Here is a 14,958-nt window from a genome sequence, read left to right as displayed (position 1 = left end):
TTGTGATGCACGGGTTTTGACCTATTCTACCTGTTTATCTTGCACTCAACTCTCGATCACGCGAGCAAAACCCAGGCTATATCAAGTGCGATCAATATATTCAACAAGCCCTATTTAAATGCACAACAGCTTAGCGCGGTGTATTTATCATATTATGTCTGCTCGAACGACTCACATCAAATAGGTTATGTGACCGGAAAGGATATTGCAAGCATAAGATTACACTTTTGCACTTTTAATGCTTTTAACTTGTGCTTGATAGAATTACCCGCCGCCCTTTTTTTTCGGAGTTTTTGGAGGGCTGACATAGCGCGCCCAAAAAGGTTCCTCCATATCTTTCATCGCTGCTAGTTTTTGGCGCTCTTCCTCTATGCGCTTGCGTTCTGAAAGACTAGAAAATATGTTGATACTGCCGACAGTCTGGCCGCCCGCATCTCGCACACGTGCGGCCCAAAGCCAAACATCGATCGAACTACCATCTTTTTTCAACAAAGATATTTCCAAACCGTTTTGCGGTTTGCCATTAGACGCAGACTTTAGCAGCGCGTAAAAATCTTGCTTTTGGCCTTCAGGAATATTCGGTAAAGGTTTCCCTAAAACCTCAACCGCAGTCCAGCCAAAAAGTTGTTCGGCGGCGCGGTTCCAAACAACGGTATTGCCGTCATTGCTGGTACAGTTAATCGCCAGCGGCGCCGATGCTATCTGGGCTTGTAAAACTTGGTTAACGAGTTGCACTTTCAATTCTACTTGCTTGCGATCGGTAATTTCCTGACAAGCACCCCACAAACGGACAACCCGTTCAGCAGTTTTGTCCCACACCACTTGCCAGTAGTCCCGCACCCAGCGCACCTCGCCTTTTTGATTAATAATGCGATACTCATTAGCTCCAGTGCGGCTGAAAGTACAGCCTTCTAACTGTTTAATGAGCATTTCCCTGTCGTCGGGATGAACGAGTTCAGAGTTCCACCAACCAAACGATTCTAATTCTTCAGGAACGCAACCGGTGCAGCGCTCAAAAGCTTCTGTCGCCCACTCGCAGGCAAACTTGCCGTCGGGCTGCCCCTTAAAAGAATAGGCAAAATCCGAAGTAATTTGCGACATAACTCTGTAGTGGAGTTCCGACTCTCGGACTGCAATTTCGGCTTGCTTCCGTTCCCCTATTTCCCGCGAATTAATTATAATTCCCTGCACGCTAGAATCGTAAAGCAAACTGTTACCTATCGACTCCATGTAGATCCAAGAACCGTCAGCATGGCGTTTCCGATATTCAATTGTCCCCCCAATTCCGGGAGCTTCTAACAACTTACCAAAATACGTCTGCCAAGCCAGCAAATCGTCTGGATGGATTAACTCGCCGTGAAATTTGCCAATTCTTTCTTCGGGATTGTAACCCAAAAGCCGCTGTAGAGATCCGCTGTGGTATCGAACTCGTCCGTCGGAGCCAATAATGCTAATTAGATCCGGAGAATTACGGAGCATACCTTGCAGTTTTGCTTCACTTTTAGTTAATGCTTGATTGTCCCTGCGATGCTGGCTGATTTGTTTTTCCAACTGTTCCCGTAGCTGTCTAATTTGCCCTACTTGCTGGGCTACAGTGCGTTCCAAGAGGCGATTATTTTTTTCAATTTCAACCAGCTTTGCCGCGTTATTTGTGGCGCTTTCAAACAAGCGGCTGCCTGCCATTTCGTGTAGAGAATTTGATAAATCTTCCAAAACTTTTGTAAAAATTGCCTGTTGAGGGGGTGGCAATTCCCTAGCTTGTTCCTGCAATGTTTCTAAGTGTTTGTAGACAGTTTCTAGCATTTTATTAAGGGGGAATCTAATAGTTACCTGCGGGTGCAACCCCTAAAAAGCGGACACAAGTTTTTTCAACATAACCCATAACTAAGACTGGTGTCTGGCTTGCGACCCATCGCCCTCTCAATAACCAGGCATTTTGGGACTTTATCTTCAAATCATAGCAACCGATAGAGAAAGTAAATTCTTATTGCGCCCTAATTGCCAGCCCAGCAGCACCCCCAACAAGTGCTCGCCAGGAGTGCGGGTAACTCCCCTACCCAGTGAATGTGGGGCTTCTCGCGGTTAAGCTAAACTAGATGGGTGTCAAGAGAAAGAGGGATTTATGACAGAGCAAGCCAACGCTCGCGATTTGTTTCGCGCTGCTTACGAACACCGCTATACCTGGGATGCCAATTTTCCCGGTTACAGTGCCGATATTGAACTCAAACAGGGCGACGAAGTATATACGGGTCATGTTTGGATCAAACCCGACATGAGCGTGGAAGTCACGGGCATTGAAGATGAGGAAGTGCAGCAAAGCGTCTACACCCAAATGCGCGATATTGTCACCCACCGCAAACGCTCGACATTTGAAAAATCTCACGGCAAAAATAGCTTCACCCTGGGCGAGAAAGACAGCACCGACGCTGTGGACATCTTGGTGCAAGGCGACTCAATGGGATCGAATTATAAAATCCGAGGTCTCTCAATTTGTCAAGTCAGCCGGGTGATGGGCCGCATGGCTTTCGTAATTGACACGCACAAAAGCTTAGAGACACCCGAAGGTTCTTTGGCCAGCCACTACGATGCCGTTTTCCGCAACCCTCAAACCGACGAAATCATCAAAGAACTCGAATTTGAAGATACCTTTGAGAAGATAGGCGACTATTATGTCATGACCAAGCAAGTAGTTCGATCGAAAGAAAAAGGTCAACTGACAACAACCGAGTTCAACTACTCCAACGTCAAACTGCTAGAACCAGCAGTAGTGTAGCGGCTTCAAAAACCCGATTTCTTAAATAAAACGGGTTTTTTTGATTAACGTATCAGAATCAACTTGATTTGGCGACAAGTAACGCTACGATCGAACAAGAGAGCTAATTGGGATCGAGCATCAGCGTGACAGAAACCGGGTTTCCTGCCGCGGGTTCACCTGAGCGCCTAAGTCTTTTATCGAAAAACCCGGTTTCTTAAATCCCGCGCGGGTTGAGAATGCTGCCCTTGAGTCAAATCGAACTTTCATCAATTGCAAGAAATCATCACAGAGGCGAAATATGACACTAGCACTAACCAGAGATAACGTCGAAACAGTTCTCGATGAAATGCGCCCCTACCTGATATCCGACGGTGGCAACGTCGAACTCGTAGAAATTGACGGCCCAGTGGTACACCTGAGACTGCAAGGAGCTTGTGGCTCTTGCCCGAGTTCCACAATGACTCTGAGAATGGGCATTGAACGTCGCCTGCGCGAGGCTATCCCAGAAATTGCCGAAGTCGAACAGGTAATGTAATTAGTCAGTTGGCAATTGGTAGTTGGCAGTTGACGGTTGACAGTTGACTGTTACCAATTACCAGTTGACTGTTGACTGTTGGCAGTTGGATGTTAACAGTTGACTGTTACCAATTACCAGTTGACTGTTGACTGTTTCCAATTACCAAATTTAATTGCCAATTACCAATTACCAAATTTAATTACCAATTACCAATTACCAAATTCAATTACCAATTACTAAATTCAATGTCTCATCCCCTTTATGTAGCCTTCATTTGGCACCAACACCAACCGCTCTACAAATCCAGAGTATCAGCTAGCGCAGGAGCAGCTCAGTACCGACTGCCTTGGGTGCGCTTGCACGGAGTCAAAGACTACTTGGATTTAGTGCTCCTCCTGGCAAAATATCCCAAGCTTCATCAAACCGTAAACTTGGTTCCCTCCTTGATTTTGCAGATAGAAGACTGCATCGCAGACAAAGCATTAGACCCTTACTTGACGGTGACATTAAAGTCAGCAGAAATTTTAACCCTCCCAGAAAAAGAGTTCATTTTAGAACACTTTTTTGACGCCAATTACCACACTCTTATTCAGCCACACCCCCGCTACGCTCAACTCTACACTCAGCGGCAGGAAAAAGGCATTCAGTGGTGTTTGGAAAACTGGAAATTGCAGGATTTTAGCGACTTGCTGGCATGGCACAATTTAGCTTGGATTGACCCGCTGTTTTGGGACGACCCCGATATTGCAGGGTGGCTGAAACAAGGACAAAATTTTAGTTTGGTAGACAGAAAAAACATCTACTCAAAACAAAAAGAAATCCTCGCTCGCATCATTCCCCAGCACCGTAAAATGCAAGCTGAGGGACAGTTGGAAGTCTCCACAACCCCCTACACGCACCCGATTTTACCGCTGCTTGCCGACACTAATGGCGGCCGAATAGCTATTCCAAACATGACGCTGCCACAACACCGGTTTCAGTGGGAAGAAGATATTCCCCGACACCTGAGAAAAGCCTGGGAAATGTATCAAGACCGGTTTGAGTGCCAACCGCGCGGTTTGTGGCCGTCGGAACAAGCAGTCAGCCCGGAAATTTTGCCCTACATTGCCAAACAAGGCTTTAAATGGATCGTCTCGGACGAAGCAGTATTGGGGTGGACAATTAAACACTTTTTCCACCGCGACGCGACAGGGAATGTCTACGAACCAGAATTCTTATATCGCCCTTACCGTTTAGAAACTCCTGACGGCGATTTAGCCATAGTATTTAGAGACCACAGATTGTCAGACTTGATTGGGTTTACTTACGGTTCGATGGAACCGGAAAAAGCAGCATCAGATTTAGTGGGACACTTAGAAGCGATCGGCAGAACTCTCAAGCACCGACAACCCGACGGTCAAACCGCTTTAGAAAATCCCTGGTTAGTGACGATCGCCCTAGACGGCGAAAATTGCTGGGAATTCTATCCCCAAGACGGCAAACCGTTTTTAGAATCCCTCTATCAAACTCTCAGCGACAATCCAGATATCAAATTAGTCACAGTCTCGGAATTTCTCGACAAATTCCCAGCAACCGAAACAATTCCCGCAGCCCAACTGCACACAGGTTCCTGGGTAGACGGTTCCCTCACAACTTGGATCGGCGATCCCGCGAAAAATCGCGCTTGGGACTTGTTAGGGCCTGCGAGACAAATGCTGGCAAACCATCCAGAGGCCACAGAAGAAAGCAACCCAGAAGCTTGGGAAGCGCTGTATGCGGCCGAAGGTTCCGACTGGTTCTGGTGGTTTGGCGAAGGCCACACGTCGAACCAAGATGCCATGTTCGACCAGCTATTCCGCGAACACGTAGCGGGAATTTACGAAGCTCTCGGCGAGCCCGTACCCCCGGAAGTGCGGCGACAAGTAGAGGTGCACGAGGTTCAAGGCGACCACCTGCCGTTGAGCTTTATTCACCCGGTGATTGACGGTATCGGCAACGAACAGGATTGGGACAAAGCCGGTCGGATTGAAGTTGGGGGAGCAAGGGGTACGATGCACCGGAGTTCGGCAATTCAGCGTCTTTGGTACGGGGTTGACCACTTGAATTTTTACATTCGCGCCGACTTCAAGGTAGGCGTGCGGCCGGGAATTGATTGCCCGCAGCAATTAAATCTGTTCTGGTTTTATCCCGATCGCACGATGAACAACAGTCTGATCCCGCTGTCAGGTTTGCCTGACGAAGCACCGCTAAACTATAGATACCACCATCAGTTAGAGATTAATTTGCTGACGAAATCGATTTGGTTTCAGGAAGCAGAAGAGGGCGATGAGTGGCAGCCCCGCATTAGCCGCGCTCAAGTGGGAGTGGATAAATGTTTGGAGGTAGCAGTGCCCTGGGCGGATTTGCAGATTATGCCCGACTGGCAGGTGAGGCTGATTGCGGTTTTATCGGAAGGAAGTCGTTACTCTAGCTGTATGCCGGAAGATGCTTTGATTCCGATCGGAATGCCGTAAAAAGTCATTAGTCCTTAGTCATTAGGCTGTAGGGGCGGGTTGCACCAGCTTTCATAGAACTGCCAAACCAAATAAATATAAACCCGCCCCCTTAATTAGTCCTTAGTCCTTAGTCATTTTTTGAACCAACAAACAATTAAATAATTATCAAATTATATTAAATTGGGGCTTCAACTCTGGCTACTTAATGCCTTAATAACTTCTATCGCGTCCGGTCGATCTAAGGCTATAAAATTTGTTGTAGTGAAGGCTTCATTGCCTCCTAGAAAAGAGGACTTAAGTCCTGACTACCAAACATATAATGGTTAAGTTACCAGACATCATATCATTAGTCATGGGGAAATCAACAAACTAATGAGCCGCATTTTACTCTTGGTCGATCGCCACCAACAACTTAATTTGCCGATCGCCCACCTCAACACCGAGCATGAGGTGATCGTACTCGATCACGCTTTAGATCCCAACTCCGAATTTCCCTTTCCCCAAATCGCTTTTGACTTGTGCATTCTCGACGAGGCAAATTTCGATCGCATCGGGCCGCTGATAGAATCATTAAAAGCTGCCACCGAGCCGATATTTTTACCGTTCTTACTTGTTAGTAAATCCCAAATGCCTGCTCTTTCTGAGCAGCCATTCTCGCAGCAGGCAAAACAACTCGAACACAGAATAGACGATGTGATAGTAAGTCCTGTCGAACCCACCCAACTGCACTTGCGGGTAGAGAATTTGTTTGCCCGCAGGCGACTGTCGGTAGAACTCCACAGACTTCAAGAAGTAATTAAAGAACGGAATTTTACAGAAAGTTTGTTAAAGGACTCGCTGCAAACGGCAAACGAAAACCTGCAACGGGAAATCGCCAAGCGGGCGGAGGTAGAAACTGCACTGCGAGAAAACTCCTATCTCGACTTGCTGATGAATGCCATGCCAGATATTGTCTGTTTCAAAGATGGCGAGGGCAGGTGGCAGGAGGCAAATCAAGCGATATTGGAAGTGTTCGAGCTAGAACAAATAGACTACCGTGGTCTCAAAGATTCTCAGCTAGGAGAACTCAGCATTTTTTACCGCGAGGCGCTACAGGCGTGCGAGGTGAGTGATCGAGAAGCGTGGGAAAAAGGTGAGCTTTCTAGGGGAGAAGAAGTGATTCTCCGCTCAAACGGTACTGTGAAAATCTACGACGTGATTAAAGTACCCGTATTTCACCCCGACGGCAGACGCAAAAGTATAGTCATTTTGGGTCGCGACATTACCGAACACAAGCAAACTAGAGACGAACTCGTGCGCTTGGCGTCGATTGTCGAGTCTTCCGACGACGGCATCGTCGGCAAAACCCTCGCCGGGACAATTCAGAGCTGGAACGCAGGAGCAGAGAAGATTTATGGCTACTGTGCTGCGGAAATCAAGGGGCAGTCGATCGAGATTTTAGCCATACCCGAACGCCCCAAGGAAATGCCCCAAATTTTGGAAAATATTAGGGCGGGAGCCACCATCGACCATTACGAAACCGTACACTTGCGGAAAGATGGTCAACAGATAGATGTGTCCCTGACGATTTCTCCGATTAAAGACGCGACTGGAGCGGTAACGGGGGTTTCGACAATCGCTCGCGACATCAGCGACAGCAAGCGAGTCGAAAAAGCCTTTGAACAACTCCGCCACCAAACAGAAATGATTTTGTTTTCCGCAGGAGAAGGAATTTGCGGGTTGAACAAAGAGGGAAAAGTAACTTTTGTCAATCCTGCGGCGGTGAGAATGGCTGGGTGCGAATCGAAGCAATTGATCGATCGACCGCTCTATGAAAGCTTACACCGTGCACAGGAAGAATCCTCAAAGGCGATCAAGCAACTCTCACCTGCAACAGACATCTATTCAGGCTCTGAACTTGTCCCACACTGCGCCGCACCGCAGGCGGACAAACGGCTGCCGGCGAGGGTAAGTTCTCAAAGGGTAAGTTCTCAAATTTTAGCCACCTTGGAAGACGGAGAGGCGCGCCGCGTCACCGATGAGGTTTTTTGGCGGCGAGACGGCAGCAGTTTTCCGGTTGAGTACGTTGTCGCTCCGATGCGAGAAGAAGGCGAAATTATTGGAGCTGTGGTGACTTTTAAGGATATTACGGAGCGGCTTGCCGTCGAGCGCATGAAAGATGAATTCATCTCTGTTGTCAGCCACGAACTGCGGACGCCCATGACCTCAATTCACGGCGCCCTCGGCCTCCTTAACAGTGGCCTGCTGGACGCTTACCCCCAGAAAGCTAAGCGGATGCTGGAGATTGCTGTCACTAACACTGACCGTTTGGTGCGCTTGGTCAACGACATCCTAGATTTAGAGCGGATGGAGTCAAGTTACAGCACTGCCATCAAACAAACTTGCAATGTCGCTGAGCTGATGTTGCAGGCGGCTGACGAGATGCAGGGAATGGCTCAGCAGGCGGGAGTTACTCTGTCGGTGAAGCCTGTGGGGGCGCAATTGCAAGCTGTTCCCGATCGGCTAATTCAAGCCTTGACAAATTTACTCAGTAATGCGATAAAATTTTCTCCCTCCGGCGCTACGGTTTGGCTGAGTGGGGAGTTGACCCCCAATCTGGATTTGGCAGAAAAAGCAGCGCACAAGTCGGTGCTGTCTCCATCTTTGTTGTTTCCTGAGCCGGCCGCCGCTCCGCATTTGCCAGTTCCGAGCTCGTGGTACATCGTGATTGCTGTAAAAGACCAAGGACGGGGTATTCCGCCAGACAAGCTGGAGATGGTTTTTGAACGCTTTCAACAAGTTGATGCTTCTGATTCTCGCCAGAAGGGAGGTACTGGTTTGGGGCTGGCTATTTGTCGCAGTATCGTGCAGCAGCACGGGGGGCGGATGTGGGTGGAGAGCGTTGTGGGGGAGGGCAGCACTTTTTTCTTAAGTCTGCCACTTCTGACGGAGGGGCTGGCAACTGAAAGTTAATTTCTACGCAAATGTACCCAAAGTTACTGATTTGGTGCAGATTGTTCGATCGAGTCATCGACAAACAATCTCAGCCTTTTTGGCAGTTTGGGGACTGGGGGCAAAAAGCACAATTTGAGGTCGAAAAGCGGCTGTTTTTGGGTGGGATATTTTACAGCAACCGCGCCAGACGGTTAGGATGTTCTTAGTTGAAATCCTGCAGCTCGATTGCAACTTCGGTCTTCCTTGTTCATTCTTCCTTCAACATCTGCTATACAGTTTTGAAAATTTACTGTAAAGTCCGATCAGGTAAGATAATTTGCTTTACAAAATATTCACATTTCGCATCTAATCTATGATCAGTTCTCATTCATAAAAAAATGTTAATTTTGACTGCCAAGCGCATCTTGGTTATTGACGATGCGGAAGATATTCGGGAAGTGGCTCAAGTCAGTCTTGAGATGGTGGGGGGCTGGGAAGTCCTGACCGCGAGTTCGGGTCGCGAGGGTGTTGCTAAGGCTCTTGCCGAACAGCCTGATGCGATTCTATTGGACGTGATGATGCCCGACCAAGACGGGCCTACTACTTTTATACAGTTACAAGCTAATAAGGCTACGCAGCACATTCCGGTAATTTTATTGACAGCTAAGGCTCTGGCTGGCGACAGGCGGATGTTCGCGGATTTGGGGGTGGTGAGTGTGATTGCTAAGCCTTTTGAACCGATGTTTTTGGCGGCTCAGGTCGCTGAAGCTTTGGGCTGGGAGCAAGAATAGATCGATCGCCCGCATTGAATTATGCAGCTTTTCAAGCAATAGCTTTGCAAGCAAAGAGAGTTAAAAAAACTTGGTTTCTTTGGTATGGTGTCTTAGATCCAATCAGGGCGATCGAACAGGATATATGTAGCGATTTAGGCGCCGTACCTTTCGTCCTGTCAGCTTAAGACTAAAAACCTCAGTCGGGTATCAGTTTCAACCCTGTTGGTATTGAGGTGAAGTTGATACCAATTAGGGATGCCTAAATCCCTATGGGTAGTGAGTTCATTTAACCGAATTCGGCCTCAGCCATGAGAACAGTATTCCTACTGATGTATCGGGAAAATATAAGCTAGCAGGATTATTTTACTTTTTGTAACAACTCACTCGTCTTCATAAGTTCTTCAGGTTTTAGTTTTATGTTTAAGCAGAACGTCAGGGATCGCTCCTGACTGTTGGCAGACACATTGGGAGAAGACGACTATGCCCTCAGCTTACATTTTGCTACTAATAGTTTCTCTGGCAGCAGTCTGGGTTTACTGGCAAACCTCTCAAGATATTTTTGTTCTTGTGGCTTGGGCCGGGTTGGGTTGTTTTATTTGGGGTTTCTCTTGGGCTCCTTGGAGCGTTCAGCTTTTGATTGTGGTGTTACTGTTGGGCCTCCAAAAGTGCTACTTGCGCGACGCTCAAAGCTGTGAGTGAAAGAGATTTTTTATTTTTGTGCCTGGAATTGAGATGTGCAGGCATTTGTGAATCTCTCTAATGATTTGGTTATCGCTCCATATCTTCAAAAAAGGTTTAAAATATCATGAATAGTTGCCCTTGTTGCTCCTCTAAATTGCTCCGCCACGCTCGCCACAATCGCGTTTATTGGTTCTGCTCGCACTGCTGGCAGGAAATGCCGGATCTGTCGGAGATGATTTTACTTAACGGGGGGCGGACTAACAAACGCGACGGTTTGGTGAAACATCCGGCTTTGACTCCTAAATTGAGGATTTTGGATTCCGTAGGAATTGCTTAGTTTGCTGGAGTTAGTCTCGCGATAAATATTGAGACGGAAAAGATTTTTGATTGTGCAATTTGTTGGATTTTTTGATTAAAAATGCAAAAGCCCCCTCCGTGTGAAGTGAAGGGGACTTATTAGCGGGGGGCTTTTGCACTTGTGATGGGGTCGATCGCCTGAATTTCAGCTATTAGTATGCAGTTAAGCTGATTACATCAAACCGATTTGAGAGAGAATGCCTTGACCGGTGAGGAATTCGGTAGCTAAGCCGATAACGAAGCCCAACATTGCCAAACGGCCGTTCCAGGTTTCAGCAAACTCAGTGAAGCCAACTTTTGCGTTTTTGTTTTCCATGACCAGAAACCTCGTTTAATTTCAACCTTATGTAACTAAACTTAACACAGCAGTATAAAGTTTGCAACATATTTTTACATTTACTGTCCAAATGCCGGAGATCAGCGGGATGATCCCGCCGGGAGAGGGGCTCGCGGGCGATCGCATCGGAGGCGAGAAACCCGGTTTCTTCTTGTATTTTTCGTGGCTGGTCGCAAAATTTCGTAGAAACCGGGTTTCTGAGGTCAGGGCGCGTGGGTCGAAGGATGTCAGAAAAATAATTTTTAGTTAATATAAAATAGCAAGAATTTAGTGACACTCTGCCTGGGGTGCCCCGGAAGAGCAAACCTAATTGTTTCGCACACAGCATAATTCCGGGGCACCATGCAATCTGAATCTATTAGATGCGAAGGTATTTCACAAAAATACTCATCACCTCACCACTTTTAGCAGTTGGTAGCAGGGACTCCAGACACCAACCTCAGCGTACCCGCGCGCGTGGAGTAGGTAAATTGTACTCCTGACAGCTTGGGGAGAACTTATCAGCAGATGTTTGAGGGGTTCTTTCTCAGGATTTGCTGCGTCGGGAGTTAGCAGGGACGCGGGAAGTTGAATGGCGTCGCTGCTGAAATTGGATAAAAAACTATGTGTCACAGTGATTAAAGGCTTTTGCTAGTTGAGTGCTACATCCAAAAAATACAACACCCAGCCCGCTTGACACCACAAATTTAGTGTAAATATTCTCCTATTCTTTTAGATTTGTTTTTGATTCGTTCTAGTACCTCCTCCAAAAAATCTTCATTTTTGCCAACAACCTCTATCATCTCTCGCAGCGTGTCAGCGTATGACAAGGTACGCTTGTGGTGGTCTGGCATTTTTTCAAAACCCGGCCCCCACCGCTTGACGGCATCAATATTAACGCCTAAAACCTTTACCAGAAGCAGGTTGCAACGCGCTTTGTAGCCTCTGGCTTTTTCTTCTTCTTGTGTGGCGTGGAACCACCGACGGCAAAAATCCCAAGCTTCCATTGACTCACTCAGCCAGCTAAACCATTTGTCGCGTCGCGACGTTCTGCAAGTTCGCAACATAGGGTAAAAATTACACTGTTTTAGGATTATGGTATCATCCCATTTGGTGTAAAATTTCCCCTAATAGACTATAGCTGAGAATTGATGCGACGATCGTGCAGAATGAAGAAACGCTCGCACTTGGGAGACTTCCTCCCCAGCAGTTGATCGTTCAGGGCGATCGGCAAAAGATTATAAACTAATTAAATATAAGCCACTTTATTGAAAAAATCAGCTTTTACGAAAAACTCACAACTCTGAATGTAGCAATAAGAAAGGCAAGTAAAAACAACATATGGCTATTAGCAATCGCGGACGAATTGACAGAGCTTTAAACCTCTTATGTCAGGGATTGTATCCTTATCTTAAACAGGAAATGCAGGGAGTTTACAGCAATAGCTGGGAAAAAGAGGCTAAGTCCTGCTTACCTAAGCATAAACCATTGAAACAAAAATCAGCAGACAGTATTCTGAGTGAAGATGTTGCGATGCTGCTGTTAGTCATGTCAAAGCAGTGGGATAAAGTTTTCAACGAAAAGCTAAATTCTACAGGAAACGGCCTGGTAACTGAACTTATCCAAGTCCGCAACGATTGGGCACACCAAGTCCCATTTTCCACCGCTAACACCTATCGCGCCCTGGATAGTATTGCCCGACTACTAAAAGCTGTCTCCGCACCACAAGCCGATATTAAAGAAGTAGAAAAGCAACAGCAAGAAGTCCTGCGACTCCTGTCTCAAGAACAAACTCGTCCAGAAAATCGCCATTTTTCTGCTGAAGAAGACCGCATTAGAGAAAGATTGAGCGATTTACTAAAACGGCTACCTTTTCAGGAAGCGGATCTGCTAAATCAGGCACTCACTCACCGCTCTTACCTTTACGAAAATCCTAAAGCAGTCAGCAAAGACAACGAGCTATTAGAATTTCTAGGCGATGCCTTGCTGACTTTTCTAAGTGGCCAATATCTCTACCGCCATTACTCAAATAAAAATGAAGGCGATCTAACTCGCCTGCGTTCCTTGTTGGTGGAAGACAAGCAATTGGCAAAGTTTGCTGCTGCCTTGGATATCGGCCAGTGGATGCTGCTGGGCAGGGGTGAAGCAACAAGTGGAGGTACTGCTAAAGAGTCGTTGCTCAGCAATACTTTTGAAGCAATTATCGGCGCATATTTTCTCGATTCGGGCATTGAGGCAGTCCGCGATTTTGTAGAACCGCTATTTACCCTAGTAGTGGAAGAAATTATTTCTTCTGGGCCAGAACCGAACTCTAACATTCTTGGAGACCCAAAAAATCGGTTTCAGGAATGTGTACACCAGAATATCGGGCCAATTACCCCTCAATACATCACAATCAACGAGGCAGGGCCAGATCACGCTAAAGAATTTACTGTTGAAGTGCGCGTAAATAGTAAGGTGTACGGTCAAGGAAGTGGTCGCAGTAAAAAAGAAGCTGAAAAACGTGCGGCTGAAGACGCACTGAGAAAAGTCCGGCTAATATAGAGACGTTTTCGATGCTATTAATTTCCCAGCAAGTCAAGACATAAAAATGTACAAAATTCCCAAATTTAAAAATGAATCACTCCTCATGCGCGCGCTCACTCACCGTTCCTACGTTAACGAACACCCAGAAGCAGGCGAACACAACGAGCGACTAGAATTCCTCGGCGATGCCCTGCTAGGTTATCTAGTTGGCGAAGTCTTGTACAAGCGCTATGAAGATTTTAGCGAAGCTCAATTAACTCGCTTGCGTTCTGGATTAGTCGATCAGGATCAGCTAGCAAAGTTTGCTGAGCAACTAGGTATAGGCAAGTTAATGCGCCTGGGAAAAGGGGCAGAACAAGATAAAGGTCGCCAAAATCCCTCTTTGCTTTGCGATACTTTTGAAGCGATTATTGGTGCATACTATATCGACTCAACCATTACACCTGTCCGCGCCTTTGTTAAAAAGCTGTTTATTCCAGTTGCTGATAGTATGATTTACCCTCAGTCCGATGCTGGGCAAAAAAACCTTGTAGACTCTAAAAATCGATTTCAGGAGTGGGCTCTGGCAAAATGCGGTCAAAACCCCGAATATTCAATCATTGACGAGGAAGGCCCAGATCATGCCAAAGAGTTCACTGCTCAAGTGTATGTCAGCGGTAAAATGTACGGTGTTGGCCGGGGTCGCCGTAAACAAGATGCTGAGAAAAATGCGGCGGAAGATGCACTAGCAAAGCTGAAAAAACCCGGACTGATCTAAACTTGAAAACATTGGTAAAAACTACTAGCTTTTTTGTGCGATGCGGCAGTTGGCGAAGTCCTCGAAGACGATCGCCCGAATTGATTGCCAGAGCACACAATGGGCTATAATCAGGACTTGTGCAAGTGTTACCGCCGTCGATCGAGGGTTGCAATGGCAGAAATTCGTTGACGAGTACCCCAGTGTCGATCGTAATTTTGGGAAATATCAGAGCAATTCATGTCTACTCAAAACCCGACTACCCTAACTGTTGAAGAAGCACAGCAAATCCTCAAAGATTTCACTTGTCTGGATATGCAATCTGTAGCATCGCCGCTGGAAAAACAGGCACTCCGTCAAGCGATTTTGCTGGTAGCAAGTTTGTCGGATTATCAAATGTTGGGAGTGTGCGCTTCTTCTACGGATGAGGGGTTTTTAGCTTTAGAAGCTTATTTGAAAGCTTTGGGATATCAAGCTGTTTTAGATCCCAATGCTGTCTCGACCTTTGCGGGTTCGGTTTATATTAAGTTCAATACTTTGAAGGGGTCGTATTATGTTGACGGCTATCCCGGAACTTACCGGGGTGTTTTGGTGTCGTGTCAATCTGCCTCAGAAGATGGAGTTACTGGCACTTACGGTCATTTACCTCTCGATTTATTTGATTAATTGGTCAGTAGTCAGTAGTCAGTAGTCAGTAGATCGACTAAATTGAATTAAAAACTGACTGAAAGCATCCAGGATACAAGACCCCGGACTCATCCGTGGGGTCAATGCTTCAATTCTTTAATCTAAAATCTAAAATCTAAAATCGATTGACTGATGCACCTTACTAGGGATCGCGAATTAAATAACTTACAATTTTAATTGTTATTGTGGGATGGGCGTCCCGCCCGTCCTTTTTGGACGGGCG

The 14,958-nt window shown here is 46.6% G+C and carries 15 protein-coding genes; 11 read left to right on the top strand and 4 right to left on the bottom strand.

Going from position 1 to position 14,958, the window contains the following annotated elements; genetic code table 11:
• Nucleotides 1–264: 264 nt before the first annotated feature.
• The gene (locus tag QUA24_RS25430; RefSeq protein ID WP_333233056.1) at nt 265–1,803 is read right to left on the bottom strand and encodes a PAS domain S-box protein; all 1,539 of its coding nucleotides are present in this window, start codon (nt 1,801–1,803) and stop codon (nt 265–267) included.
• Nucleotides 1,804–2,122: 319 nt separating this feature from the next.
• Here QUA24_RS25430 and QUA24_RS25425 point away from each other — a divergent pair, with 319 nt between their 5' ends.
• The 8 genes from QUA24_RS25425 to QUA24_RS25390 all read left to right on the top strand — a co-directional run bounded on the left by QUA24_RS25425 (nt 2,123) and on the right by QUA24_RS25390 (nt 10,450).
• Nucleotides 2,123–2,773, top strand: coding sequence for a DUF3386 domain-containing protein (locus QUA24_RS25425; RefSeq protein WP_333233055.1), 651 nt, complete (start codon nt 2,123–2,125; stop codon nt 2,771–2,773).
• Nucleotides 2,774–3,053: 280 nt separating this feature from the next.
• Nucleotides 3,054–3,290: a NifU family protein gene (locus QUA24_RS25420; protein ID WP_006632519.1), complete on the top strand. Its 237-nt coding sequence runs from the start codon at nt 3,054–3,056 to the stop codon at nt 3,288–3,290.
• A gap of 227 nt (nt 3,291–3,517) precedes the next feature.
• Nucleotides 3,518–5,764, top strand: coding sequence for a glycoside hydrolase (locus QUA24_RS25415; RefSeq protein ID WP_333233053.1), 2,247 nt, complete (start codon nt 3,518–3,520; stop codon nt 5,762–5,764).
• Between the two features lie 354 nt (nt 5,765–6,118).
• The gene (locus tag QUA24_RS25410) at nt 6,119–8,698 is read left to right on the top strand and encodes a PAS domain S-box protein (RefSeq protein WP_333233051.1); all 2,580 of its coding nucleotides are present in this window, start codon (nt 6,119–6,121) and stop codon (nt 8,696–8,698) included.
• Between the two features lie 11 nt (nt 8,699–8,709).
• Entirely contained in the window at nt 8,710–8,886 is a 177-nt protein-coding gene (locus QUA24_RS25405) for a hypothetical protein (protein WP_333233049.1), read from the top strand.
• 171 nt (nt 8,887–9,057) lie between these two features.
• Nucleotides 9,058–9,450, top strand: coding sequence for a response regulator (locus QUA24_RS25400; protein ID WP_333233047.1), 393 nt, complete (start codon nt 9,058–9,060; stop codon nt 9,448–9,450).
• Nucleotides 9,451–9,912: 462 nt separating this feature from the next.
• Nucleotides 9,913–10,131 (top strand): hypothetical protein, encoded by a 219-nt coding sequence (locus QUA24_RS25395; protein ID WP_190655558.1) that lies wholly within the window; start codon nt 9,913–9,915, stop codon nt 10,129–10,131.
• Nucleotides 10,132–10,327: 196 nt separating this feature from the next.
• Entirely contained in the window at nt 10,328–10,450 is a 123-nt protein-coding gene (locus QUA24_RS25390; protein ID WP_333233045.1) for a hypothetical protein, read from the top strand.
• A gap of 192 nt (nt 10,451–10,642) precedes the next feature.
• Here QUA24_RS25390 and QUA24_RS25385 read toward each other — a convergent pair whose 3' ends face one another.
• From QUA24_RS25385 to QUA24_RS25375, 3 genes are all read right to left on the bottom strand, one after another.
• The gene (locus QUA24_RS25385; RefSeq protein WP_333082210.1) at nt 10,643–10,786 is read right to left on the bottom strand and encodes a chlorophyll a/b-binding protein; all 144 of its coding nucleotides are present in this window, start codon (nt 10,784–10,786) and stop codon (nt 10,643–10,645) included.
• A 411-nt stretch (nt 10,787–11,197) separates the two neighbouring features.
• Nucleotides 11,198–11,419 (bottom strand): hypothetical protein, encoded by a 222-nt coding sequence (locus QUA24_RS25380; RefSeq protein WP_333233044.1) that lies wholly within the window; start codon nt 11,417–11,419, stop codon nt 11,198–11,200.
• Nucleotides 11,420–11,493: 74 nt separating this feature from the next.
• Nucleotides 11,494–11,853: a hypothetical protein gene (locus QUA24_RS25375; protein ID WP_333233042.1), complete on the bottom strand. Its 360-nt coding sequence runs from the start codon at nt 11,851–11,853 to the stop codon at nt 11,494–11,496.
• A gap of 274 nt (nt 11,854–12,127) precedes the next feature.
• On the opposite strand from QUA24_RS25375, the gene rnc (QUA24_RS25370) reads away from it, so the two are divergent.
• The 3 genes from rnc (QUA24_RS25370) (at nt 12,128) to QUA24_RS25360 (ending at nt 14,714) form a co-directional block, all read left to right on the top strand.
• On the top strand, nt 12,128–13,330 hold the full coding sequence (gene rnc, locus QUA24_RS25370; RefSeq protein WP_333233040.1) for a ribonuclease III: 1,203 nt from the start codon (nt 12,128–12,130) through the stop codon (nt 13,328–13,330).
• 46 nt (nt 13,331–13,376) lie between these two features.
• The gene (gene rnc, locus QUA24_RS25365; RefSeq protein ID WP_333233038.1) at nt 13,377–14,069 is read left to right on the top strand and encodes a ribonuclease III; all 693 of its coding nucleotides are present in this window, start codon (nt 13,377–13,379) and stop codon (nt 14,067–14,069) included.
• A gap of 219 nt (nt 14,070–14,288) precedes the next feature.
• A complete protein-coding gene (locus tag QUA24_RS25360) occupies nt 14,289–14,714 on the top strand; it encodes a DUF1824 family protein (protein WP_333233036.1) in 426 nt (141 codons plus the stop codon).
• The last annotated feature ends 244 nt before the right edge of the window (nt 14,715–14,958 follow it).

It is taken from the genome of Microcoleus sp. Pol12B5 (assembly GCF_036701335.1).
Taxonomy (GTDB): Bacteria; Cyanobacteriota; Cyanobacteriia; order Cyanobacteriales; family Microcoleaceae; genus Microcoleus.
This window is presented reverse-complemented; position numbering and strand designations above follow the sequence as displayed.